This is a genomic window from Candidatus Berkiella cookevillensis, assembly GCF_001431315.2.
Classification (GTDB): domain Bacteria; phylum Pseudomonadota; class Gammaproteobacteria; order Berkiellales; family Berkiellaceae; genus Berkiella_A; species Berkiella_A cookevillensis.
Genome location: NZ_LKHV02000001.1, coordinates 867,594 through 892,914, shown reverse-complemented (window position 1 = coordinate 892,914; position 25,321 = coordinate 867,594). Strand labels below are relative to the sequence as shown.

The window sequence follows — 25,321 nt, the reverse complement described above, 5'->3', positions numbered from 1 at the left end:
TCTATTTTAGCCAATCATCTAACATTTCTTTTTGTAAGGGAGAAAGATAATTCATTGGACTCATTTTAGCAATCTCTAACTGAGGTGTTGCGAGCTTTACTGAGATATTTTTAAGTAAATTATCTCTAAAGAGTGTGACAACAACCGTTTGCTCACTTTTTAGGCGCTTGGCCAATACGTCATAACTTCTTTGTGTGGTTTTAAAACCATCAATAGCCACGACTTCATCTCCTGCACAAATACCTGCTTGGCCAGCCGCCCCGTCTGCAAGTACGGACATAACGGTTACAGCAGCATCAGACTTTTTGAGTAGCCATCCAAAAACACCCTGAGTAGAAGACACCGGAGGTGCATCTGGATAATAAACATCAATCTGACTATAAGGCGCAAAATCAAGTTGCAAACCAAATTGTGAAAAAACATCTTCAATCGGAAGCAATGCACACTCATATACAGCTTGTTGCAAAAATGATTTCTCAACGCCCGAGTCTACTAATAAATTTTCAATATCTGATTCTGATATGCCCTTACTTTGCTTGGCAAAATCTTCCCACAGTATCCTCATAATACCATCTAAAGACTTTTGATTCTGGCTCTTTAATCTTATTTGCATATCAAGCAGACAAGCGACTAAAGATCCTTTAACATAATAACTCACACCTTGATTGATTGAGTTTTCATTTGGAAAATAGTATTTAGTCCATGCATCAAAACTAGACTCGGCAAGAGATTGATAATCTTTACCCGGCAATCGTGTATAACGAACGATTTGATTTACCAATAAAATAAAATATTCTTCTCGAGTAATAACACCTGCACGCACCAATCCTAAGTCATCATAATATGCAGTAAAGCCTTCAAAGACCCATAGGAGCGTTGTGTATGCTGGCGCATTCAGATCTAAGTTTATAAAATTATTTGGCTTAATACGCTTCACATGCCATGCATGGAAATATTCATGACTAAATAAACCTAACAGCGATTTATATTCTTTTGAGCGATCATTCCCATCCATAGGCAAACTCTGTCTTGATGCAATTAAAGCAGAAGAGTTACGATGCTCTAATCCACCATAATTATCATCTACAAGATGAAGAATAAATAAATAAGACTCAAAAGGTAAGACATCTTTAAATACATTAGCTTGTGCTTGACATATTTTAGCAACATCCTCTGTGAGCTTTTGAGTATCGCCTAAAATTCTCCCAATCATACAAATAGCATGTGGCACCTTATCGACTAGAAATTCTTTAATATGTAGATCACTGATTGCAATGGGACAATCAATCAACTCATCAAAATTATTGGCAAAATAAGTACCCCAACCCCAGCGCGGCGCATCTACTGGTTTAAGTTGTGTAGCCACTTGATACTCTGGATTAATGCGTTGTTTGTTGAGCTTGACTTGAAGAGGCAAAGACTCAAAGCCTGACAAAGTCATAAAAGCGGCACTGCCATTGATAAAAATTCTATCAAAATTGCAATAACAGCCTCTGATTGAATTATCGTTGGCATACAAGATATAACATACTTCTAACTGTGCTGCGCTTTCGCACTCATAAGTATTATTATTGATTTTTCTAAGCGCTACTTTCTTATGCGTGGCTCTATCTGTAGCCTGAATAGAAATAATATGCTTCGTATAATCTCTTATACAATAGCTACCAGGTGTCCAAGCAGGCAAAGAAAGTGTTTGCCCTTCTTGTATGGGTTTATTGACGAGTAATCTTATTTCAATCTGTCGTAGGGATGGATTAAATGTAATATCGTATTCTATAAGCATCGATTGTTTCATAATATAACCTTAATTTTTTCAATCTGCGTCAACCAACGTTGGTATTTTTGATGGGATTCATCACGACAAGAGGCGTTTGGCTTAAAAGTACTTTCTACTGTTGGTAATTTTGCAGCCTCAGACAATGATGAAAATAATCCTGTGCTTACCCCTGCGAGCAAAAATGCACCAAAGGCTGTTGCCTCTTGATTACGTGCTTTTAATACATCGATATTGAGTATATTTGCCATGGATTGTAAAAACCAATGATTCGCGACCATACCCCCATCTACTTTAATGTTTTGTAATTGAGTTCCTGTATCACGATTTAAAGATTCAATCAGATCTTTAGTTTGAAAACAAATCCCTTCTATAGCAGCCTTTATAATATGCCCGATTGAAGTATCTTGAGTCAGACCAAACATTGCACCTCTTGCATAAGGATCCCAAAAAGGCGCACCCAAACCACAAAAAGCAGGAACAAAAATAATATCATTGTGATCATGAGCACTTGCAATCAGCCCATCAATCTGAGACTCCACCTCGAAAAATTTTAGTGAATTTTTTAACCATTTAATCAAAGAACCTGCAACAAATACACTGCCTTCTAAAGCATAGGTTGTTTTACCAGACACTTGATAAGCAATGGTTGTTAAAAGCTTATTTTTTGAATAAACACAAGTTTCACCCGTATTGAGTAACATAAAACAACCTGTGCCATAAGTAGATTTTGCTTGATTTTCCGCAATACAGCCTTGACCAATACTCGCAGATTGTTGATCACCTACCATAGAAACAATAGGCAGCTCCACACCCAAAATTCTCCTTGATATATTACCAAAGGCATAACAACAATCATGTACCTCAGGAAGCATATTTTCAGGTATATTAAAGAATTTTAATAACTCACTATCCCATTGTTTAGTTTTAATATTAAATAATAAAGTACGTGATGCATTGGTAATATCTGTGGCGTGTATTTTTCCATCGGTTAAATGCCAAAGTAAAAAGCAATCCACAGTCCCAAATGCTAATTTATTGGCTTGCGCCATGGCACGCGCATTGGGAACATTATCTAGGATCCAAGTTAATTTAGTAGCAGAAAAATAAGGATCGAGTAATAGACCTGTCTTTTCTTGTAATGTTGACTCAATACCTGACTGTTTTAATTGTGCACAAAGATCGGCTGTTCTTTTGTCTTGCCAAATAATTGCTGGATAGACTGCTTTACCAGTCGTTTTATCCCAAACAAAGGTTGTTTCACGTTGATTACTAATACCAATGCCTCTCACAGCATGAGCAGGTTTATTTGCATTTACCAATACCTGTTTTAATACTGTTTCAACACTTTGTATGATGGCTTCAGGATTTTGTTCTACCCAACCATTTTCTGGAAAAGAGGACTCAATAGATACACTTGCTTGCGCTAATAAAATGCCTTGTGGAGAATACAGTATGGCACGTGTACTGGTTGTTCCTTGATCAATTGATATATAGTATTCTGACATTTGTTTATTCACTTATATGTGAGTCTCGGCTAAGATTTAAGATGAACAGAGATTAAAAGCATCATACTATGATACGCTTTATAAATGTATTTTAAGGGAGGCTATCTTGATATACGACATCGCCATCATCGGTGGTGGCATTAATGGCGTTGGCACGGCATTAGAAGCGGTGAGTCGTGGTCTCAGCGTTATACTGTGCGAGCAAGATGATCTTGCCAGTGGCACCTCCTCTAAAAGTTCAAAATTAATCCATGGTGGACTGCGTTATCTAGAGCATTCTGCTTTTGGTTTGGTTAAAGAATCTCTACAAGAAAGAGAAGTTTTGCTTCACACCGCTGGCCATATGGTAGAGCCAATTCCTTTTATTATTCCTTATGAAAAAGGCCTTCGCTCTGATTGGCTCATTCGATTAGGACTCTATTGTTATGATTTTTTGAATATTAACAGTCAGCTTAAAAAATCTAAAACACTGCATTTTGATGATTCAAATGAAGTGTCTCAAAATATGAATCCCATTAAGCGCTCTATTAAAAAAGCCTTCCAATACTCAGATTGTACCGTAGATGATGCCAGGCTGGTTATTTTGGTTGCCAAACTTGCATCACAATTGGGTGCAAAGATCATGACAAGAAGTAAATGTGTAGATATACAATGCGATGGCAATCAAAATTGGAATCTCTACATTAGAAATATGCGTGATCCCTCTTGTCCACTTACAAGTATCAAGGCCAAAGTGCTTGTCAATGCATCTGGACCTTGGATCAAGGACACTCTAGATAAAATTATTAAACTACCTAGCAACTATCAAGTAAAGAAAGTAAAAGGCAGCCATATTATTGTTCCTAAGCTGTATGAACAAAAACAAGCTTACTTATTACAACATCGCGATGGACGCGTTGTATTTACCATCCCCTATTTAAAGCAATATACAATTATCGGCACAACAGATATCGCTTTTGAGGATGAACCACAAACCGCTAATATTACAACTGAAGAAATTGAATATTTATGCAAAGTGGTAAATCAATATTTTCATCATCCCTTAAAAGAAAAACAAATCATTGCAACTTGGGCAGGTGTCAGAGCATTATGGGATAATGGATCCGTTAATCCTTCACAAATATCAAGAGATTGTAAAATTGATACTCAACTCAATTCGATTCAACATCCACCACTTATTAATATATATGGCGGTAAATTAACAACCTATCGAAGCTTAAGTGAAAAACTGATCAATCAATTAGCAACATTCTTTCCGCAGCTTAAAAAAAGCTGTAGCAAAGAACTTATTTTACCAGGCAGCATGCCTTACAATACCTTTGATAATTTCTTTGCATCCGCTCAAAAGCTGTATGGCTTTGTACCGACAACAATACTGCTCAGACTTGCACGCAATTATGGTTACAATATCAATATAATTCTTAAAGATTACCAACAATTCACTGATTTAGGCGAAGATTTTGGACATGGACTTACACAAAAAGAAGTTGAGTTCCTTATACAAAATGAATGGGCAGAAACTTGCGAAGATATATTATGGCGCCGAACAAAATTAGGATTAATTTATAACAATGTTCAAATTAAGCATCTTGATGAATGGTTAAAAGCACACAAAATCATTTAGTAGTTTATTATGATTGTCCTGTTAGATATTAGTCTGGCTGTCCTTGTAAGAGGATGAGGATTGGTATTTGATGAGGCCATTTTTGAAAACTAGCAAAGTTCCTTTTTCAACAACATTCCATACCTCATTATCAGTTAAAGGCCGTGTGGCAATGATTGAAATAATGTCATTGTTATGTTGGATTTTATGAAAATCCACTTCAATATCTTCATCCACCAGCTTTGCTCGGCCAAAAGGTGAACATCGTTTGATCCAAACAAGTTTGGTCGAACAGTGTGCAAATAAAGATTTTGAATCCGACAATAAAAAATTAAACACTCCTAATTGTGCTATTTGTGCAGTTAACTTTTCTATGAATAACCATAACATGGTTTCTTGTTTGGGTGGCTCAGGGAATTGCTCTTTAATTTGTGACATTAGCCAACAAAAAGCATGCTCGCTATCTGTCGTTCCAATGGGTTGGAAATGTGTGGGAATGAGTATTTTTTTGATACCCTTTAATTGCCCATTATGTGCAAAGCACCAATTTAATCCCCATAATTGTCGCATAAAGGGGTGTGTATTTTCTAAACAAACACGACCACGATTCGCCTTACGAATATGGCAGATAACATTTTTACTATGGATAGGATAATTTTTTACAAGTTTAGCAATTTCTGATTGCGCACTGGGGAAGGGATCATGAAAAACACGACAACCTTTACCTTCATAAAAGGCAATACCCCAACCATCTTTGTGAGGACCAGTCGCCCCTCCTCTTTTCATCAATCCGCTGAAACTAAAACAGATATCCGTGGGGACATTCGCACTCATACCAAGCAATTCACACATAGCAATAACTACTTTTACTATTTCTGAAACAGTCTCTAGTCACACTATAATAACATTGCCGGATTTTTTCGCGCCACAAACAAGGCTGGAATAATACCGGCAACAAGCCCACATAACACTGAGGCTGGTAATATCCATAGCATATCAAATAAACTAATCTCATATAATAGGTTTAGCTTATTCACAATAAAGTAGGATGCAGGTACACCCAATATAAGACCAATAACACCACTAATGAAGCAAAAGCTCATGGACTCTCGTACAAACATCCATAGCAAATCTTGTTTAAGCGCCCCCACGCACAACCGAATCCCCATTTCGGGCACACGCTCTTCAATTAAAAGCACTAAAATATTCACTAGAACCAGAATGCCTAATGATACATTCATAACAGCAATCCACTTCAAAATATTAAGCGTCAACGTAATTTGTGATAACATGGCATGCATATACAAATTGGCATCTTTAATAAAGACACTCGTGAGCTGAAACTTGTCATTGAGATATTGTTTAAAATGTTTTTGAGTCTCGTTTAAAGCCCCATGACCACTCACAAAAAAAGACTGATAGGGACTGCTGCCCAAGACAGGCAAGAATGAATAATCAATCAATATTGATTGATTCAAATCAAAATCAACCAAAGGATTATTTACCGCATTTTCTAAAACACCAACAATCTCATAATAACTACCTCGAATAGATATTTTTTCACCTATTGGATTAAAACCTCTGCATGCATAATCTTTGGCAATATTTGAGCCAATCACAATCACTTTTTCTTGATGTTCATTCTGAGAAAAAAAATGCCCTTCTTTGGTTGAGACATTTAAAAAATGTAATAATTGTGGATAAATCAACACAAGATCTGCTTCTAACACCTCCTGAAAACGCAATGCTTTTTCATATATTATTTGAAACGGCAAAATCTGCGTGGCTGCATGTGTCTTATTCTCTGCTATTTCTGTTATAAGCGACAACGCTTCATTCACCTCTGGATAAGAGAGATATCGCTGAATATTTTTGCGCTCTGCCGCGCTTTTAGGCGCAAGATGAGCTACAAAATTAGACTGAGACACCTGTGAAAATACTTGTTCTAAATGCGCCTTAACAGAAGACTGCAAAATAACAAACATCGTAAAAGACATAATACCAAGACTGATCACAAACAGTGCTAATGCAAATCGAAGTTTATAGTATTTCAATAATAAGAGAAGCTCAGTTAACCAAAATAAATTCATTTTAAATCACTATTTGATGTTGACAAAGTTGTGCTATCGTTGAGTTATGCGTAACCAATACAAGCCCGCATCCACTTTCTTTTTTGTATTCAAATAATAACTCTAAAAATTTATTTTGCGATGTTTCATCTAAAGCAGAAGTCGGTTCATCTAAAAAAAGTAACTTGGGATGATGAATCATAGCGCGCATAATCGTAACACGTTGCTTCTGTCCGCCCGATAATGTGGTGGGGTATCTCTCTGATAACTCTGATAATTCAAATCTCTCTAATAGTGCAGCAGCGCGCTGGCGCGCAAGTTTAAGCGCTACTTTCTGATAAAAAAGTGGCAATGCAATATTATCAAGAACTGTCAAATGGTTCACAAATAAAAAATTTTGAAAAATAAATCCAAAATATTGATTACGAAAATTCGCTGTTTCTTTTTCTGAAAAATTATTTATATTTTTACCAAACAAATAATAACAACCTTGGTAATCAGTATCTAATAGCCCCATCAAATTCAACAAAGTGGTTTTACCACGCCCAGATGCCCCCATAATAGCAAGTGTATCACCTTGCGCTATCTCTAAAGACAAATCAGAGAATACCAACCCATGATGGGGCGGGTAGCTTTTGTAAATATTTTGAAGCTTAATGATTGAGGTAGACATATTGATCTGCTTCTAATCCACTAATGACTTCTACGGAATCACTTGTTGTCTTAGCAATCTTAATCAAAGCTTTCTTCTCACCCTTATCAGAGTTCACTTTACAAAAAGGCATTGTTTCATCATAGTAAACAGCAGATCTAGGTATCACCCAACCTTGAACGGGGATATTTTTTTCAAATGAAGCCACTACACTCGTTCCAAACTGAAATGTATTTTTTATCTCTGGTTTATCTACCAATATAGAAATCATAAATCCAGCTTGAGTATATCGTTCATTACTGATCTGTGGTTTGATTTCAATAATTTTTCCCTTAAAAATATCCTGTGGATAATTAGGAAAATAGAAGCTTGCTGAACTGTCTTTCTGCAAACCCACGACATCAAGTTCATCTGCTCGCACGACAACAACAAATGGTTGTATTTGAGCAAAAGTTACAATAATCTCGCCCGCTTGAAATGTTTTTCCAGGTGATAAAATACCTATATCATAGGGATTGTTTTGCTCTTTGGCGGGGGGTAATAAAATTGCTTCAAAAGGACTGTAAACGCGTAATTGGTTGCGTTGCTTTCGCAATGCTTTCAATTGGTTTCGCTGTTTAGCCAATTTTAGCTTCATTATCTTTTTTGATTTTTCTTTATTTTTCACATACTCATCATAAGCTTGTCTATAATGCAGATAGGTTCTTTTAGATTGAAGTAGTGCTTTTCGCTCATTTTCCAGCTCATCTTTGGCAATAATACCTTTTTGCCAAAGTACTTTTGATTTCCTATAATGTGCTTTCAGAGATACATATTGCTCTTTTGCTTGTACATAATTATCTTTAAGCCTCACTGTCTCGCTATTTTGTTCCCAGTCAATCACAGTACCAAGCTCTTCTTCTAATCTCAACAAATCCATTTTTGCTTCTCGAATATGATCTTTAAGCTCAGGCGCATCTAAACGCATCAACAATGCATTAGATTCAATTCTATCACCATAATGATAGTTCATCTCCACAAGCGTTGTTTCGATAGGCATTTTAAGTTCTTGCATAATATAGGGCATCACTTTACCATCCAGCTGAACTGTTTTCTTAAAGCTTTTTGATTCTACTTTATGCAAAGTGTGATGAGCCATATTTTGACTTGCGCCAATACTAGGCAAGCAAAATGCAATAAGGCTTATTAAAATTTTACTGTATTGATACATGCCAGCTTTCAAGTAATTTACCTGCCAATTGTTGAAATTTAATCTGTGATGACAACAAAGATAATTGTGCTTTCGCTAAGTTTATAGAAGCAAGATGATGGCGCTCTTTGGCACGCGTTACTTCAATAATAGGGATACGCCCGATAGAATATTTTTCAAGAGAACTTTCATATTCTAGATCGCTAAGAGTTAATTCCTCTTCAATCAACTGTTGTTGCTGCTTTTTCAAATCAATATCTTGAATCAAATTATCATACTGGTTTCGTAGATTTTTTTGACGCTGATAACTTTCAATTTTGTTTTTTTCAATGGCAGTATTTTTGACAAGTAATTGTTGATAATATAAATGCTTCTCCCCTAAAGGGATTGATAAATTTAAAGAGGCGGCATAACCTTTATTATGCCTGTGCAATGAATGATAATATCCATATTCAATTAAATTTTCAAAATAGTGGTAATGGCTTCTTCCTAAATGCATATCTGCCTGCATATTAAGATCAAATCTTTGAGCGTCTTTGGTCACTAACAACTCTGATTGTAATCTTTTAGCATTGACTGACAATCCATTCATCATTACATCACTCTGTAACACCTCTTCAAAGCTATAATGCATATCATCGCCATTAAGCTTAAGAATAAAATTCATATCAATCGCTTGACCCAAATCTTCAATGCCAATAATCTCAAAAAGTTGTTGTCGCATTCTTTTACTTTCAAGCTGTGCTAATAAATAAGATTGTTTGGCTTGTTTTATCTGTAATTGTGGCGCGATGAGATCATTTTCGGCGACTCTGCCTTGAGCAAATTTATCACGCATCTGATTATAAAATTTCTCCGTTTGCTGGAGAAACTGCTTTTGCAAATCTTCCGTCCACACTGTTTGCTGGTAGACCATAAATTGAACGATCAAATCTGCTACAACCTCTTCAATCATTTTTCTAAAATACATTTTTTCAAGATCGTATTGTAATTGAGCATTTTGAATCGGCCACTGATTAATTGATTTCTTAAATCCTTTGGAAAGCGGTTGCTTTACAATCAGTGTTACCGCATGATCATGATGTTTTGTCTGATTTTGAATATGACTATTTTGCTCTACATAAGCTTTAAAGCTTGTACCCATCGTTGTTTTGAGTTCGACACTGGGATACGCTTTTATCAGCTTGTTTTTTTGATTTAATTCTGTCCGCTCCTCTTGCACAACCCCACTCATTTCAATACTGGGTTTAGCTAAAAAAAGAGATTTCTGATAGTCAATTTCACTTAAAGCAAGATTTTTATCTAAACAATGTGTTTGAATATTTGGATTGTGAATTAAGGCAAGCGCAATGGCATCTTCTAAGGAAAGCGATTCGGCAACAGTGACGCTACTGAAAACACAAAATAAAAGGCCAACAACAAAATACAACACGCGTTAGGTACAAAACTAAAATTTAAAAGGAAATTATACGCTTCTTAAGAATATACTCAACGCAGTTTACTCTTAGAGTTTGAATTGTTGTATAAATTGATAAAAATACTATGCACTAAGCTGGTTGACTATGCTATCTAAGCCATCCTTTTTAGATAACAATTTTTCTAAAGCTGCTTCAGCTTGTTCTGCACTCATAGAAAGCGATCCCAGTATTTCCGGTGGCAGACTATCCTCTGTCGCATCTCCCATGTTGTATCGTTTCAACAATCGACCTGCTATACAAGCTAAATTTGCATAAACAGCATGCTCATTGGAATAATCCCCCTCATGATGCCACTTTACAGCAGCCAGTACTTCAGCGGGCATGCCCCAATTCTGCAGTAACCAAGTGCCGATTTGAGTATGCGTCACCCCCAAAACATGCTTTTCAATTTCATTAATGCTTACTTCAGGATTTACTTCTAAATAGCGATTCAGCAAAAAATGTTGTGGCGGAAACAATTCCGCTAAAACTAAATGGCCGAAATTGTGTAATAACCCAGATAAATAGGCCAACCCTCGTATTGGGCGCATTGCTTTAGGCATTTCATAAATCAAGTTTTCAATCAGTGTGGCTGCGTAAATAGAGAATTTCCAATAGGCTTTTAAGCCCAAAGGCCCATCCAAAGGCACCTTCATAGAACGGTTTAATGCTAAACCAAGCGCTAAATTAAGCACCAAATCAAAACCAAGCACTTTAATGATCGCATTTTCAACGGAAATAATTTTGCCTGAATATCCATAATAAGGCGATTGTGCCCATTTGATAAGTTGTGCAGCAAGGCTTGGATCTTTCTCAATAATAACCGCTAAATTCATTGCTGTTGCATTTGGATCGCTTCTTAACTGTAATATTTTATCAGCCATGGGCGGTACCGCAGGCAACTCAATGGTTTCCTGTAATCTATTTTCAAACCGTTTAGGTGTGAATTGATTAATTTGCGCTGCAAGCTGACTATTTTCTTTCATCTCTGTCAAGCTTGCAATGGGTGCACTAAAGTCACCTTGCCAAGCATTATGCAATAAAGACAAAAAGTCTTGTCTTGTCATTTTAATCAATGTGTGATGATTGCCTGGTTCAAAATAGACATCTTCCAATGATAAAATTGATTTGTCCAAGATAGCATCCATTTCAAAATAATCAGGTAAAGGAGGATAAGAGTTAGCTTCACATTCTTTAAATATTAATTGTAAACTTTCATATTGCGCTGGTGCTAAATCTCGGTTCAGTGTTTTACACAGCACAGAAAAATCCAATAGCCTATTACAAGGCAAAATAGCCATGAGCGCACCATGCTCTTCGGATAAAATGACAGTACGTAGTAATTCAGTGCGAGGAATAGCACACAGCTGTGCGGCTTGTTCTAAAGATCTGGTTTCTGCGTGCTCAATCACTTCATAGGATAAAGCCAAGCCATCCAAATATTCGTAAATATTACGAAACCTTGCTTTACTTTCAGGAGTAATAGAAAAAGTATTACTGAGATCCGACATGTGTTATCTTCCAACTGATTGATTGTCCAGACTTTATTACCCTAGTCACTGCTCTATAAATATAGTTCCATAGCTTGATATTTGCTATATTCACACAAATTGTTAGCTTAACAAGTTAATTATCTTACAATAAATTGTGCATATACACTTCTGTTTATATAGCTTTTTCTACTGAATTTCTTATAATTCTTATTTTTGGTAAATTACTTATTTGGTATTAGCCGTCTATGGACAATCAACCCATGTCGACCATGAAGAAGTTAACTCCCTGGATTATATGGGGTCTAGCTGCATCCTTTTTCTTTTCACATTATGTAGTACGCGTGACACCAGGCATTATTGTCGACGATTTGAAGTTGGCTTTCATTAACACAACAGAATTAGAAATTGGTTTTCTAGGTGCTGCTTTTTATTTACCCTACGTTATCATGCAAATGCCTGTGGGTTATTTGGTTGATAGGTTTGGCCCGCGGCTATTACTTACAATAGCTGTCTTTTTATGTGGAATCAGTAGTTTACTGTTTGCCTCTGCCTCAATCTTTGATATGGCTATTGCCTCTCGCATTGTGTTAGGTTTTTGCTCAGCAACAGCCTTTGTCGGTGCCTTGAAACTCATTACAACCTGGTTTAAGCCAAGTCAGCTGGCGATGATCGTTGGTATTACACAAGCATTGGGTATGGCAGGTGCTTCTATTGGTAATGGTTTGGCTCCTTACCTCGTCAATGCAGTGGGTTGGCGCTCTGCTTTTACTTGCTATAGCGTGGTATTTTTTACCTTATCTGTACTCATTTTCACAATTGTTCGCAATCATCCCAAACATAAAACTGCTGATGCAAGCGCATCAAAGCCCCCCGCCTCACGCCCAACAGCTCAAAAAGGCGCTTTTAAAAAAGTACTCTTAAACAGATATACTTGGCTCAATGCCATTTTTGCAGGCTTACTCTATGCTCCCAGTGATGTGATGGGCGAATTGTGGGGTAAGCAATTTTTGAAAAATATACATCTCATCACAGAACACCAAGCTGAAATTGCTGTTTCTTTACTCTTTGTCGGTTGGGCTGTCGGAGGTCCCATTGCAGGTTGGCTCGCCGATCACTTTGGAAGACGTCCCATTATGACCTTTTCTAGTCTTTGTAGTTTAATCATACTACCCATTATTTTTTATTGTCCAAGTATCCCCTTATTCTTATTATTCATTCTAACCTTCACTTTTGGTTTAACCAATACAGGCTTGATCGCGTCTTATACCATTGCTGGTGAATTGCATGACAAAGAGGTGTCTGGTTTTTCGATGGCAATTGCAAACATGTTCTCCGTTCTACTCGGTGCCATGCTAATGCCACTCTTAGGCTGGTTAATCACCTACCACTCTCAAGGTCAAGTCATTAATGGATTAGTACAATATTCTTCACAAGATTATCAAAAAGCAACGCTGATATTGCCTATTTGTGCATTGCTGGCTTTTGTATTGTCCTTTTTTATCAAAGAAACTTTAGCGAAAGAAAAGAGAAGTTAAACTAATATGTCATCCGTTAGCCAGATACAAGAAAGCAAACAACGATTCATGCTAATCAGCATCACAACGATTGGCACACTTTTAGAATGGGCTGAATACACTTTCTATGGCTATCTTGCTCTAAAGTTGTCTAGCCTCTTTTTCCCTGCCCAAGATGCTTTTATCGCAACCATTAAAACCTACGCTATTTTTGCAATTGGTTATGTGATGCGCCCACTCGGTGCAATACTCTTCGGTTATATCGGCGATCACTTTGGCAGAAAGCCCGCGCTTAGTATTTCGATGATACTCATGGGTTTAGCTACATTGATGATTGGTTGCTTGCCTGCATATGCCGATTGGGGCATAGCAGCACCTCTTTGCTTACTCATTTTAAGAATGTTGCAAGGTATTGCTGTCAGCGGTGAATTTAATGGTGCTGGCATTTTCTTGACAGAAAAAATTGGTTCAACCAACCCATGCCTTGCCGGCAGCTGGGTAAGCAGCGCTGCTGCCTTTGGAATGGTATTGGGTGGATTAGCTGCCTTTATCGTTAGTTTACCATCAATGCCTGCGTGGGCGTGGCGCATACCCTTTATCATGGGAGGACTGAGTTGCTTTGTAGGTCTTTGGTTGCGTCAAGGCATTGCAGAATCAAGCGTATACTTAGAGCAAAGGCACACCCAAAAAGCAATCACACTCTCTCTTTTACAATTATGCAAAACATATAAAAATAGCTTTTACTATGTTGCTGCAATTGCTGCATTTACGGGCATCTATGTTTATATTTTAAATATCTACATTGTTGCTTTTTTAACCCAAAGCGTTGAGCTACCCACACATCATGCAACATTTTTTGCGATATTCGGTGAAAGCACAGTATGCTTATTCATCCCCTTATTAGCATGGGTTGCAGATAAATGGCAGCCTGAAAAACAATATCAGCTCAGCTTGCTCATGATTGCAGCAACCACACCCCTGCTTTTCACGCTTATGTTAAGTGGCAACTACTTAAATATTGGCTTAGCGATGCTACTCTATGGTCTTCTCAATGGTTTGATGTGTGGGCCAATTGTAAAGTTACTGGTTGATAAATTCCCCATTAGGGCACGTTACACAGGCATTTCCTTTGCCTGGAGCTTATCAGCCGCTGTTTTTTCTGGCACAGCCCCCATGGTAGCTCAGTACCTCAATAATACACAAAATTGGCAAATGGGCCCTGCTTACTATGTTTCATTCACAGCACTGATTGTATTTTTTATAATACAATTTACTAAAACAACACCTGTTTTCGAAGGCTATACTCAAGCGATTTTAAGGAAATAACCAACTACTTGCTTCTCATCTTATAAGGGAAATAATATGATGCTCCGAAAAAGTCTTTCTTTCTGCTGGCTTGCACTCTTTACCTGCAACGTATCTGCAACAGCAGCCAATAATATACAACCTAATTACGAAAATCTTCCTTCACAAATCACGCAATTTGTGCAAGAGAAATTTCCAAATGCTCAAGTAGGTATTGTTATTCAATCTGCAAAAACAGGCGATATACTCTATCAACAACAAGCAGATCAATATTTCTATCCTGCAAGCAACACAAAACTATTTTTAGCTGCCGCGGCACTCAAAACCTTAGGTGAATCTTATCGATTTCAGACCAGATTGCTGAACGATGAAAAATCACTCTATGTGCAATTTCGCGGCGATCCTACTTTACGCATGGAAGACCTTAATCAGCTGATTGCAAAATTAAAAGAAAATAAAATTGACACGATTTACGGCGATGTCATTATTGATGATCATACTTTTAGTGGCCCTGTTTATAGTCAAGGTTGGACCTGGGATTCTTTGCCTTGGTATTATTCAGCGCCTATCAGTAGCATTATTATTAATGAAAATAAAACACAAGTTAAAATACAGGAAACCAAAACGCTTAAAGAAGCCGTTCATTTTGAAGCTGCCAACAGTTTCCCAAGCCTTAAAATTAAAGCAAATGTAATGGGTGTCAATAAAGCAACCGCCGATGCGCATTGCCAGCTGAATGTCTATCAAAATGCTAATGAGGTAGATATTTCTGGTTGTTGGTCAATTGAAAAAACCCCTCTGACTTTAGAGCTGTCATTACAAGATACACGCCTACTAGCAAAACAAGCCATTCAACATGCGCTCGAAACGAATAAAATCGATCTAAAAGGTGATATTCATTTTGGAAAAATTACAGAAAATGCAAAAGTAATTGCTGTACACGCCTCACAACCTTTATCTCAACTCTTAAAACCTGTATTAAGTGACTCTAACAATATTGTTAGCGACGCAATCACCAAGACACTCGGGCTTGCGCGCTCTAATCAAGGCAGTTTCCAAGAAGGTGTCAATGCCATCAAAGCAACGCTCAGCGAATCTTTTAATTTACCTGCAGAGCAATATCGACTCTTTGATGGATCTGGCGTTTCACGTTATACTCTCATCAGCCCTGTGTTCATTTCTGAATTATTGTATCAAATGCAAAAAGATCCTACTTTTTCCACTTTTCAAAATGCACTCAGTCATTCAGCAGAAAGTGGCAGCTTAGCATTTCGTATGAAAGAGCCAGCCTTGAAAAACAAAATAGCTGCTAAAACAGGTACGGCAATGGGAACTTCTGCTTTGTCAGGTTATTTGCAAGCCAAAAGCGGTCAAAAATATATTTTTAGTATTATCATCAATCAGTCTTTAGAAAAAAGCGAAAATTTGAAATTAGCTGAAGATAAGCTGTGTGAACTGTTATTTGAAACCTTATAGCTCATCCCTCCTCTTTGGATGGGACGAGCTTGTTCGTCCCATCCACGTATAATCACTATTTTAAACCATGTCCCTTTTGCGTGAATAATTCTGTCTAACAAAAAAACAGGACAGCCATAATTAAAAATTCTTTATACCAACAATAAAAAATAAATAAACACACAATAATCGAATAATAAATTGGCAGCTGCTACCATCATTGGTAGCTTTAATTATGAATAATATATCGAACGAATGATTCTCAGATGAATGTGGGTAAAATGTTGAATTAGGCGACGTGTGTACTTGAATATAATTTCTTTGCTTGAGTAATGCCTTTTAAAGCTTTCCTTCTCTCTTTGCCAAAATTAAGTAGTAAAATTTCACTTCCCACTGCATGAGAAAAATTTTTAGCTAAATTTTTGACTAATGATATCCAGTTTTGAGGCTCAAACTGTAATCTGCTTAAGATGGGTGCTAGATGCTCAGGAATAGAACCCGCTTTTTTATCATCACGAATTATTCGCCCTGTGTAATCAACAAGTTCTAAATAATCAACCAGTTTAAAATCAATGGCATGTGAATGATGTTTTGAGATGTTTGCAAAAGGCACTAAGGATTTGGGTTGGATGAGGCTATTATATATATCTGCTTTTTCACGCTTGAGCTGTTTAATAGATTTTGGCTTATTGATTTTTAATTGCTTGGAAATATGCTGAATGCGTTCATAAATGGAAGTAAATTCCGATTCTTCTGGGGTCGTGGTAATCCCAGCTCTGACTGGATTTAAATCAACATAAACCATTGCACTCAGCAATGCACCTTCATCCAACAAGGCTTGAGATTTAAAGCGTCCTTCCCAAAATCTCCCAGCAGTATCATCCTCTTCATTTACATCGCGCGCAATTTTTTCATTTAAACAACGCATAAACCAGCTGATGCTCGTCAAACGCTCTTTCCAAAGCTGAATTTTCTTTTTTAAGTGCTTATTTTCTTGAGCGTCTTTGGGGAAAATAGAAGCCCAACGACGGATGATTTCTGCTTCTGACCAAGTCTCTTTATCTTCGACATATAACACAACATGATAATGATTGCTCATGATAGCATAAGCACAGATTTTGATGGCAAAAATATCTGCCAAATACTTTAATCGATCGACAATCCACGCTTTACGATGCGAATAATCTTTCTGTGTTAGTTCATCAAAACCGCATAGAAAGCTACGGCGCACACAGCGATTCATGACGTGATAATACGGCGTGGCATTCAAATTTATTTGTTCTGAGCGAGCTAAAGTCATAACTTAAAAAATATCCCTATTACTGAAAGGAATTCTAGCTCAAAGATTTTGGGTAAATCAACTTAATCTGGCTGTCCTGGATTTTTTTTGAACTCTTTATTTAAAATATGACTCTAATAAATATAAGTGAGTGATTCAGAAAGCAAAATAATGGGATAAGATGTATATATGCCAGATTTTATTAAGATTACAATCACAAATAAAGACAGGCAATTTCAGATAAATGATGGTTCAAATACGGTGCTTCAAAATACAATTTTTGAACAAGATAGAAGCCATTTTCTCGATCTTTATTGCGAAATACATCATCAAGCAAATGCACATCCCAATGCGATTATTCATTTAGAATATGTGGGAGGTATGCAAAATAAATATTTTGATTTGCAAAATTTGATCCATGTTTTCTATAAACATCCTCATTTACTGCCAACAAATGTACAACTAAGCCTGTCTGATGGTACGCATAAAAACAATCCTATTCCCTTTAATATCATGATCTACGGTACAGGTGGAATTGATATTCATCCTTCAACAACTGCAAAAAATTTATTCGCAATGCTTGATAATAGCAAAGATTGTGCATACAAACTCTATGCACTAAATCATGAAAATATTGCTTTAACACGAACAGAAATCATGCCAGTAGAAAATATCTCTCTTCATGAAAATCAATCTATACCTATTCGAGATAGAATCGGACAGCCACAGCATTTTGTACCCACTGATGTCGTAACATGGGCATCCAGAGACAATCCAAGCCATGTTTCACGCATCATTTTACATATGCAAAGTGAAATGAACCCACCTCATCCAGGGCACGTACAAATGCTACTCATTATTGCCACAGCAATTGCAAAAAAAGAAGCACAAAAGGGTCAAGATGTTGAGCTAATGATTGTTGCAGAGCTTGCGCCTGAATGGTATTTACAAAGTAAAATGGCTCAAAAAAATGATGAAATAAAAAAAACACTATCATTCGAATCTCGTAAAAAATTGATGCAATATTTAGGAGATGAACTCGTCCAAGCACAAATTGCACTATTTAAACAAGAAAACGCTGCTTTAGTGGACATCCAGTTCTTAGTCAATCCTAACAATATTATTTTTGACCATCCTGACAGAATAAAGCAAATACAACAGGCACTCACGAACAGGGGCACAAAAGTATATTCTGTTCAAGGCATTGATTCACCCGCATGGACTTATGAACAATTAAAAGAATCTAGTTTTTTATCTCTTAGCCACAGCAATGATTTTTCACAAAAAATCACACCCCCAGAAGAAAATAACGCCCCAATAAATATTATTCAAGCAATGATTGAATTTGATCACGAATTAACGATGTTTAGCTCAAGTAAACTATCAACCCTAAAAGATCAACATCTTGTCGATTTTATCAAAAAAATTACACCCATCTATACTGATTTTTTCTTACAAAAATTAGAAAATAAAATTGCCAAGACAGTATTTACTGAAGCTGGCATCCAAGATCCAGAAAGAAATGCAGAAAAAGAATTGCACTTAGGTAAAAAGACTGGAAAAACAAGACCCATTGCCTATGATGATTTAACACCTGATATGCAAGAATTCTTGTTAGCACAACTGAATAAACAATTAATCCTCATTGATTCCATAGATATAGCCTCAGAAACCCTCCATACGCCTCATCAACATTTTGCACTAAACAAAAAAAATGAAACTGAAAGCACTGTATTTAAAGTCCTTCTAAAGCAAATCAATGCAAAATTAAAAAATATCGCCGAGAAATCAGCGCCTAGCCCTGCGAAAGATATGCTGAACAAAAAGCTGAATAGAGATCCATTTTTACATGTACTCTTCTATAAAAACCCTGATCCAAGCTTAACGCCTAGCAGCACAAAAAAGAGCAATATATATCAAAGGAGAAAAGCTCGATAATCTATGATTAAATATCATTGATTATCTTTTTAAGGCTCTCATTATACACTAGACTGAATAATATCTATTTGTCTTTCTATGTACCTATACACTCATAAGAGTCGATTTTTACCCGCAAGGGGCACAATGTGTGAGGCGGCAAGGGTGCGAATCCCCAGGAGCGTACAAATAGTGCAGATTAAGGTGAGGGAGCGCTGTCAACAAAACCTAAAATTCGAATGTGAAGAGTATACGCACAGGTGTAACTACTTGATCCATAACCTTCATAGGAGAAGATTTATCTTTAAAGTTGGTTCAGATCAGGGAACTTCTGTTATACAAAATAAATCATTATACACAGACTGTTTATAATTTCAGAACATTATTCGAGAGGGTACTATGTCAAACCAAGGGCCAACCATTACTTCTCCTATGGATTTACTCATTGCCATCAATACAAAATTAGAGGAAAGTGGAAAAAATGTAAAAGATATTATAGATGGAGACAGAAGACGTTTCTTTAATGAAACCATTAAAAATTTAGAAGGCGACAAAGATAAAAATAGCCCTACCGCATTACAGAATGTATTCAAAGTTGGATTTTTAGCGCATTGTCCTGGTGCCAGCGATTTAGAAGATCTATTAAAAGATATATCAGGCACGCTCCTACCAATGACAGAAGAAAATACACAAAAAATTGATGCTGTCTTTGAAAAATTGGACAATGGTCTAAAATCAGATCCCAAATGGAATAAATTTTGGGAAGATGTTGCAAAGAAAAATGATATCTCTCCAGAAGAGTTATCAAAAATTCAAGATACTATCATTAGCTCTTATCGCTTTAAAACCCTACAATATGTTTCTATAAAAATGATGCAAGAAAAAACAATAACAGCAAGCCAAAGCAGAGATATTAACAATCTTTTACAGGCCATTAATGGCGCACGCCTAAATAAAAAATTAGGCGACACGGATACACCAATTTTCCAAGCCACTGTTGATTATTTACAAAAGAATTATTTGTTAAATTTTTCTTCCGATATTAACAGAGAAATTTCTGCCGCACAAAAAGAATTAGCTGCAGGACGCTCTATCGAAGATATAAGAAAAAACATTACTGAAGCACGAGAGAAAATATTTACAGAACGACTTCCAGCAAACAAATTTGCGCAGTTGGTTGGCACTGAGATAGCAAGAAATTTATACGATCAATTGCTACCCACAGATAGCATCCTTGAACGCATACAAGATTATCATACAAAAAGTAAAGAATTAGGTTTTGATATAGACAAGCATGCAAGTCTAGCCAAGCAATTTTATGATAGCCTAGGTGGTTCAGCCCCCAAAGAAGAAAAAGATATATGCTCAACGTATATTGAGCAGCTTAAAAGTTTTTCTTATTTTCGAGAAGAAAGGGTCTCAAGTGACGATGATGTTCTTAGAAAGACAGCACTAGAAGACTATGAAACAGCAAAGAAAGAATTCCTAATGCTCGTTTCAGAAAAGATGTTTAAACTTGCCCAGGATGGTGAGCTTGATAATTTTGTCAAAGGCCTTACCCTAAATATCGTTCCACTTGATACAACAAAAGAAGGCAAAACGCTTTTAGACACCCTCAAAGAAACAGGGAAATTTCCTGAATTGCAAGACCTTATAGCAGAAAAAATGTTTGTAGCTGCAGAAAATGGTGATTTTGAAGTACTAAAATCTTATTTATCGCAAGATATTGCTCAATCAACAGCAAGAAAAGAAGGTAAGACGCCATTAGAAATTGCAAAAGACTCTGGAAAATTCACAGAGGCACAAATAGATACACTCATTAAAGCATCTAGCAAAGAGGTACAAGCAGAGTACAATCTAGATATGGATCAACAAAATGATATCTTAAAAACCTTTGCTAAAGATGTGGGGGCTGGAGAATATTTTCCCTTTGCAGCAGATCTCCAGACAATGGAAGCACTCGATGCCGCTTATAAAAAAGACCCTTCTGAAAGCAATTTGAATGCTTTAAAAGATATCACACTCAAAATTTCTCAAGATTATTTCCCTAAAAGCGATGGTTCTATTGGTTTTGATTCAGAGGCCGTTGTGCCACTTAATCTTTCTGGTGCAGGAACACCTGCTTCTCTCGTAAAAGCAGGTGAGGCAGCTATTGAAAATACAGAAAAAACAACAAAAGAAAATATAACGCCAGAAAAGATACAAGAAATGCTAAAAGTATTTCAAGATATTCGTCGGGATTATAGTATTTATCAAAGATCGGGTATGGATTCTGATCTATGCAATGATACCGCTCAAAAAATCATTCGAAGCTCTTATCCATTACACGAATATTTGAAAACTGATCTTACAAAATCCAGTAAAGAAGATATGCTACAAAAAAAATTACTCCCAATCTTGCTAGATAAATGCGACCTGAGTCAAAAAAATAAAGAAGGGTTCAAGGCCTTACAGCTGGCAAACAGCAAAGATAAAATAGATGCTCTATTAAACGCGGGTGCAAAAACAACACATTATGAGCGTTCTTTTGGTACACGTCTGGGAGATACCTTGAAGGGACTATTTTCAGGCAAAGGCTTTACACAATGGAATTCACCACCAGAGCGAAGTGTGTCTGAAATCAGTAATATAAGTGGCACTGTAAAGCATGATGCTATAATCAAAGAAAGCCAATCTAATCTTGAAACCTATAAAACTCAAGAAAGAGCTAAGGCACAAACAGTCTCGCCTGAGTTATTGGATAAGTTCAGCAAAATAACAGAACCTAGTATTTCTCAGCTAGAATCTTCCGGCCCACAAGACGCTCTAGGTCAACATGCTTCGTCACTAACCGTTTCTTATTCTGAAGGCCCCAAAGCCACTGTATCAGAGATAACAGTAAAAGAAAAAGATATGGAAATAGAAGGCCCAAAACCTCAGGAGCAAGAACCTGAGCCAGAAGCCTCTAGAAGTGCTTCTTTCAGCAATAGGTAAAACAAGCTAATACTTCTTATCGACAAATGTGCCATGCTTCAAAAGAATCATGGCACCCCCACTTCTTAAAAAGCACTTTTTCTTCTTTTGCTTGTGTCATAACAAAGGTTTTCATTTACATCTACAAATTTATGAAGCGGCAATCCTACTTTTTCTAAACACTGGCGCGTAAGCTCAGCCCTTCTCTCATACACCGATTTATCACCTACCACTGCATGAAAAGCGCCGGAATTGTTATTAAAAAAAACAATCTCTGCGCTTTGAGTATTTTTTTGCGTTACTGCAAATTTTATATCCCCTGCAATAACTACATTATCGATATTTTCTGGCTGTGCTAAAAAAACATGACGCCCCATACCTATGCGTAACTTAAGATTATTGTTTAAATCTTTGATGACAACATAAATATAAGAACCATTTGGAACAATAACTTCACGAGATTGATGATGTTTAACTAAGACATATTGATTGGGTTCACATTCCTCTAAGGCCCAATATCGATCACCCTTATATTTGGAATAAATGCGTTGCTCTGTTCGAGTAAATCCTGCACTTGTTTTACGAGCATGAAATAAAAGGGTTGGCGGAATTAGATGTGTCTCTCCTGCCTCCCCCATTTCTATATCTTTAGGATTTACAAGACCATTATCATCAATACTGCTTATCTGCGTGAAACTAAGCTTTGGCATGTTAATTCCTCAAAATATCAGTGTTTGACTGTCCTCCACCATAACACTTAATAGCACTCTTGATAAGCGCATCAAATCATTTTTAATCAAAGATAACCGTTTTATTACCATCTACAATGATTTTATCGTCCAGATGATAATCTAACGCTTTTGCCAATACATTACGTTCTACATTGCGACCTAACTCTTTAAGGGTATAGGGACTATCACGATGTGTTACAAGTGCAACATCTTGGGCAATAATCGGTCCCATATCTAAATCTTCTGTCACATAATGCGCGGTAGCACCTATCAATTTTACACCTTTATCATAAGCTTGCTGATAAGGATTTGCGCCCACAAAAGCCGGTAAAAATGAATGATGAATATTGATAATCTTGCTTGGGTATTGCTCAACAAAATCTTTAGACAAGATCTGCATATAGCGCGCTAAAATAATACCATCGACTCTCTCTTTACATAAATTCAAAATCTCTTGCTCCGCCTCAATTTTCCGGTCTTTTTCAACAGGAATATAATGAAAAGGTACTTTGAAATGCTGAGCGAAATGCTCCAACTCTTTATGATTAGAGATAATAAAGGGAATTTCTAAGGCCAACTCACCTCGCGACCAACGCCATAAAATCTCAAGCAAGCAATGATCATGCAAGGAAACAAGCACTGCCATACGTTTAAAAGGTAATGCATAATGAAATTCATAATCCATTTTAAACAATTGTGCTACTTCTTGTTTAAAAGTCTCTTCTAGTTTGTGCTTAGAAAGATCTAAATGCGGCGTTTGAAACTCAAGCCGCATAAAAAATTTACCACCCTCAGGATCTGTTGAGTGCTGCTGTAAATCAGTGATGTTAGCACCGTGGTTTTTCAAAAAAGTAGTGACTGAAGCCACGATACCAGGTCCATCGGGGCAACGAATGAGGAGTCTTGCAATATGCTCAGGCTTTAATACTTTCATTTTTTAGCTAGATAACTATTCAGTGTAAATATAGTATACCAGCCTCAAGAGATTAACTAAAATCAGTGTAACTATATTCCTTTACTGATGAAGTTTAGGGAGCAAACAGTGACAAATCGGTTAAACTTAAAAGTAGAAATTGTACATTCAAAAGGACTTAGAATGACATTTAACTTCGATCAACCTCATAACGGGCCAGAGCTACTTAAATACAGTTTAAAAGCTTATATATGCTCTTTGCCCAAAACTGCTTTTATTAGCGCCTTGATTATTGTTTTGGGCGTATTGATGGTAACGGCTCCCCAACTAGCGCCCCCTGCCTATCAAAGCAAAGCAAGCCTGGCAGTCATGTTTACAGCCATTGCCATATTGCCACTCTTAGGCATGATTGTAATGCTTATCAATAATCACATGGTACAAAAGCCTGCATCACTGATTTCTTTGTTTCTCTATTCTCTAGAACGCTTTATTAGTTTAATTGGCAGCATTGTCTCTGCAAGCGTATTACCACTTCTGATTATTATGGGGTGCATTCTGCTATTTTTTGCAATTAATCTACCAGCTCTAAAGCTCCCTACCTTGCCTTTGCTCATTTCTTTCCTTGCACCAAGCATTATGTATACCTTAGTTCTTTTAGCACTCATTCCTAAAATTTTTGCCTTTGTAATGGTTTTTACAGAAAGACTCGATGCCAATGAGTCTATAGAAACCAGTGAAATGATGGTAAAAGGTTTTTATTGGAGAAGCTTTTTATATACAGTTGTTGCCTTTGTAAAAATTCTTTTTATTGCCAACATTCCAGAAATGGCACATTATTATTTTCCAGTAACCAGCCAATTACTGCCCAACTGGAGTTTTTGGGTGATTCAAGCAATTTTACTGCTTTTTACAATTCCTTGGGTTATTGCATTATGGGTATGTCACCAAAAGGATTTATACAGTCATTATCTTAAAAACAGCCAGCCCGCTCAAAAATCAAAGCCCTATGAAAAAGTAGGCTTAAAGACCAATATAAGGCATGAGCAAATAAAAACCACATCCAAGGGAGGTAGTAATGACGGGGATAATTCTGTGGGTTTTTAACTGTTTCTTTTCTTAAGTTTTTTATTTGAATGGGGCTTTACGCCAAATGTTTTTAAAAGGGGTAACAATTCAGCTCGTTTGTGCGCTTCAGCGAGCTGATAAATACTCATCCCTTTCTGTACATGATTTGCATCAGCACCTAACTCCAGAGTACGCTTCACCGTTTCCTTCGAACCCATAACAATTGCAATGCAAAGCCTATCTTCTAGGCTGAGGTATGGCTCATTCTCAAAAGAAAATTGTTCCACACTTCCATGAAAATCTAAATCAACACTTAATTTCCTGCATGATTCTATGAGCTCCTTGCGATATTGTGATTCTTTATCGTTTTGTGTACTCATTGTTTGATCAGCCTTTAATGTGTGCTCTGTACATCTAGAATATAACCCAATTTTAGTCGCTCAAC

19 protein-coding genes are annotated in these 25,321 nt (G+C 36.8%); 7 read left to right on the top strand and 12 right to left on the bottom strand.

The genetic code is table 11. The annotated features are described in order from the left end of the window. Position 1 precedes the first annotated feature (1 nt). A complete protein-coding gene (locus CC99x_RS03950) occupies positions 2–1,795 on the bottom strand; it encodes a M61 family metallopeptidase (protein ID WP_057625221.1) in 1,794 nt (597 codons plus the stop codon). Continuing rightward, positions 1,792–3,282 (bottom strand): glycerol kinase GlpK, encoded by a 1,491-nt coding sequence (gene glpK / locus CC99x_RS03945; protein ID WP_057625222.1) that lies wholly within the window; start codon positions 3,280–3,282, stop codon positions 1,792–1,794. Before glpK ends, CC99x_RS03950 begins: the two co-directional genes overlap by 4 nt. Before the next feature lie 106 nt (positions 3,283–3,388). Here glpK and glpD point away from each other — a divergent pair, with 106 nt between their 5' ends. Beyond that, positions 3,389–4,906, top strand: coding sequence for a glycerol-3-phosphate dehydrogenase (gene glpD, locus CC99x_RS03940; protein WP_057625223.1), 1,518 nt, complete (start codon positions 3,389–3,391; stop codon positions 4,904–4,906). Positions 4,907–4,927: 21 nt separating this feature from the next. On the opposite strand, the gene CC99x_RS03935 is transcribed toward glpD, so the two are convergent. The 6 genes from CC99x_RS03935 to CC99x_RS03910 all read right to left on the bottom strand — a co-directional run bounded on the left by CC99x_RS03935 (position 4,928) and on the right by CC99x_RS03910 (position 11,763). Then, entirely contained in the window at positions 4,928–5,737 is an 810-nt protein-coding gene (locus tag CC99x_RS03935; protein WP_057625224.1) for a class II glutamine amidotransferase, read from the bottom strand. Between the two features lie 44 nt (positions 5,738–5,781). After that, positions 5,782–6,975, bottom strand: coding sequence for an ABC transporter permease (locus tag CC99x_RS03930; protein ID WP_057625225.1), 1,194 nt, complete (start codon positions 6,973–6,975; stop codon positions 5,782–5,784). 1 nt (position 6,976) lies between these two features. Next, a complete protein-coding gene (locus CC99x_RS03925; RefSeq protein ID WP_057625226.1) occupies positions 6,977–7,627 on the bottom strand; it encodes an ABC transporter ATP-binding protein in 651 nt (216 codons plus the stop codon). Then, positions 7,608–8,828: an efflux RND transporter periplasmic adaptor subunit gene (locus CC99x_RS03920; protein ID WP_141651925.1), complete on the bottom strand. Its 1,221-nt coding sequence runs from the start codon at positions 8,826–8,828 to the stop codon at positions 7,608–7,610. The genes CC99x_RS03925 and CC99x_RS03920 overlap by 20 nt, the downstream gene beginning before the upstream one ends. Next, positions 8,800–10,227, bottom strand: a complete 1,428-nt coding sequence (locus CC99x_RS03915; RefSeq protein ID WP_057625228.1) for a TolC family protein — start codon at positions 10,225–10,227, stop codon at positions 8,800–8,802. The genes CC99x_RS03920 and CC99x_RS03915 overlap by 29 nt, the downstream gene beginning before the upstream one ends. A 108-nt stretch (positions 10,228–10,335) precedes the next feature. Continuing rightward, complete coding sequence (locus CC99x_RS03910) at positions 10,336–11,763, bottom strand: HDOD domain-containing protein (RefSeq protein WP_057625229.1); 1,428 nt, start codon at positions 11,761–11,763, stop codon at positions 10,336–10,338. A 227-nt stretch (positions 11,764–11,990) separates the two neighbouring features. Here CC99x_RS03910 and CC99x_RS03905 point away from each other — a divergent pair, with 227 nt between their 5' ends. The 3 genes from CC99x_RS03905 to dacB are packed head-to-tail and all read left to right on the top strand — an operon-like array spanning position 11,991 to position 16,040. Continuing rightward, complete coding sequence (locus CC99x_RS03905) at positions 11,991–13,280, top strand: MFS transporter (RefSeq protein ID WP_057625230.1); 1,290 nt, start codon at positions 11,991–11,993, stop codon at positions 13,278–13,280. A 6-nt stretch (positions 13,281–13,286) separates the two neighbouring features. After that, complete coding sequence (locus CC99x_RS03900) at positions 13,287–14,585, top strand: MFS transporter (protein WP_083477392.1); 1,299 nt, start codon at positions 13,287–13,289, stop codon at positions 14,583–14,585. A 36-nt stretch (positions 14,586–14,621) separates the two neighbouring features. Beyond that, positions 14,622–16,040: a D-alanyl-D-alanine carboxypeptidase/D-alanyl-D-alanine endopeptidase gene (dacB, locus tag CC99x_RS03895; RefSeq protein WP_057625232.1), complete on the top strand. Its 1,419-nt coding sequence runs from the start codon at positions 14,622–14,624 to the stop codon at positions 16,038–16,040. Between the two features lie 268 nt (positions 16,041–16,308). Here dacB and CC99x_RS03890 read toward each other — a convergent pair whose 3' ends face one another. Further along, on the bottom strand, positions 16,309–17,319 hold the full coding sequence (locus CC99x_RS03890; protein ID WP_057625233.1) for a hypothetical protein: 1,011 nt from the start codon (positions 17,317–17,319) through the stop codon (positions 16,309–16,311). 168 nt (positions 17,320–17,487) lie between these two features. Here CC99x_RS03890 and CC99x_RS03885 point away from each other — a divergent pair, with 168 nt between their 5' ends. Next, positions 17,488–19,236 carry a hypothetical protein gene (locus CC99x_RS03885; RefSeq protein WP_057625234.1) on the top strand — a complete coding sequence of 583 codons (1,749 nt, stop codon included), beginning with the start codon at positions 17,488–17,490 and terminating at the stop codon, positions 19,234–19,236. Positions 19,237–19,614: 378 nt separating this feature from the next. Further along, positions 19,615–22,188 carry a hypothetical protein gene (locus CC99x_RS03880; RefSeq protein WP_057625235.1) on the top strand — a complete coding sequence of 858 codons (2,574 nt, stop codon included), beginning with the start codon at positions 19,615–19,617 and terminating at the stop codon, positions 22,186–22,188. A 65-nt stretch (positions 22,189–22,253) separates the two neighbouring features. Here CC99x_RS03880 and CC99x_RS03875 read toward each other — a convergent pair whose 3' ends face one another. Next, positions 22,254–22,877: a hypothetical protein gene (locus CC99x_RS03875; RefSeq protein ID WP_057625236.1), complete on the bottom strand. Its 624-nt coding sequence runs from the start codon at positions 22,875–22,877 to the stop codon at positions 22,254–22,256. Between the two features lie 82 nt (positions 22,878–22,959). After that, complete coding sequence (purU, locus tag CC99x_RS03870; RefSeq protein WP_057625237.1) at positions 22,960–23,832, bottom strand: formyltetrahydrofolate deformylase; 873 nt, start codon at positions 23,830–23,832, stop codon at positions 22,960–22,962. A gap of 108 nt (positions 23,833–23,940) precedes the next feature. On the opposite strand from purU, the gene CC99x_RS03865 reads away from it, so the two are divergent. Continuing rightward, positions 23,941–24,915, top strand: coding sequence for a hypothetical protein (locus CC99x_RS03865; protein ID WP_141651926.1), 975 nt, complete (start codon positions 23,941–23,943; stop codon positions 24,913–24,915). Here the strand turns inward: CC99x_RS03865 and CC99x_RS03860 are convergent. Beyond that, positions 24,912–25,256 (bottom strand): ankyrin repeat domain-containing protein, encoded by a 345-nt coding sequence (locus CC99x_RS03860; RefSeq protein WP_057625239.1) that lies wholly within the window; start codon positions 25,254–25,256, stop codon positions 24,912–24,914. The two genes, CC99x_RS03865 and CC99x_RS03860, sit on opposite strands and share 4 nt — an antisense overlap. Positions 25,257–25,321 lie beyond the last annotated feature (65 nt).

Coding starts and splice junctions, on each gene's coding strand:
- CC99x_RS03910 (WP_057625229.1), bottom strand. CDS start 11,763: ATGTCGGATCTCAGTAATACTTTTTCTATTACTCCTGAAAGTAAAGCA.
- CC99x_RS03860 (WP_057625239.1), bottom strand. CDS start 25,256: ATGAGTACACAAAACGATAAAGAATCACAATATCGCAAGGAGCTCATA.
- CC99x_RS03885 (WP_057625234.1), top strand. CDS start 17,488: ATGCCAGATTTTATTAAGATTACAATCACAAATAAAGACAGGCAATTT.
- CC99x_RS03930 (WP_057625225.1), bottom strand. CDS start 6,975: ATGAATTTATTTTGGTTAACTGAGCTTCTCTTATTATTGAAATACTAT.
- CC99x_RS03890 (WP_057625233.1), bottom strand. CDS start 17,319: ATGACTTTAGCTCGCTCAGAACAAATAAATTTGAATGCCACGCCGTAT.
- glpK (WP_057625222.1), bottom strand. CDS start 3,282: ATGTCAGAATACTATATATCAATTGATCAAGGAACAACCAGTACACGT.
- CC99x_RS03935 (WP_057625224.1), bottom strand. CDS start 5,737: ATGTGTGAATTGCTTGGTATGAGTGCGAATGTCCCCACGGATATCTGT.
- CC99x_RS03875 (WP_057625236.1), bottom strand. CDS start 22,877: ATGCCAAAGCTTAGTTTCACGCAGATAAGCAGTATTGATGATAATGGT.
- CC99x_RS03880 (WP_057625235.1), top strand. CDS start 19,615: ATGTCAAACCAAGGGCCAACCATTACTTCTCCTATGGATTTACTCATT.
- dacB (WP_057625232.1), top strand. CDS start 14,622: ATGATGCTCCGAAAAAGTCTTTCTTTCTGCTGGCTTGCACTCTTTACC.
- CC99x_RS03905 (WP_057625230.1), top strand. CDS start 11,991: ATGGACAATCAACCCATGTCGACCATGAAGAAGTTAACTCCCTGGATT.
- CC99x_RS03950 (WP_057625221.1), bottom strand. CDS start 1,795: ATGAAACAATCGATGCTTATAGAATACGATATTACATTTAATCCATCC.
- purU (WP_057625237.1), bottom strand. CDS start 23,832: ATGAAAGTATTAAAGCCTGAGCATATTGCAAGACTCCTCATTCGTTGC.
- CC99x_RS03925 (WP_057625226.1), bottom strand. CDS start 7,627: ATGTCTACCTCAATCATTAAGCTTCAAAATATTTACAAAAGCTACCCG.
- CC99x_RS03900 (WP_083477392.1), top strand. CDS start 13,287: ATGTCATCCGTTAGCCAGATACAAGAAAGCAAACAACGATTCATGCTA.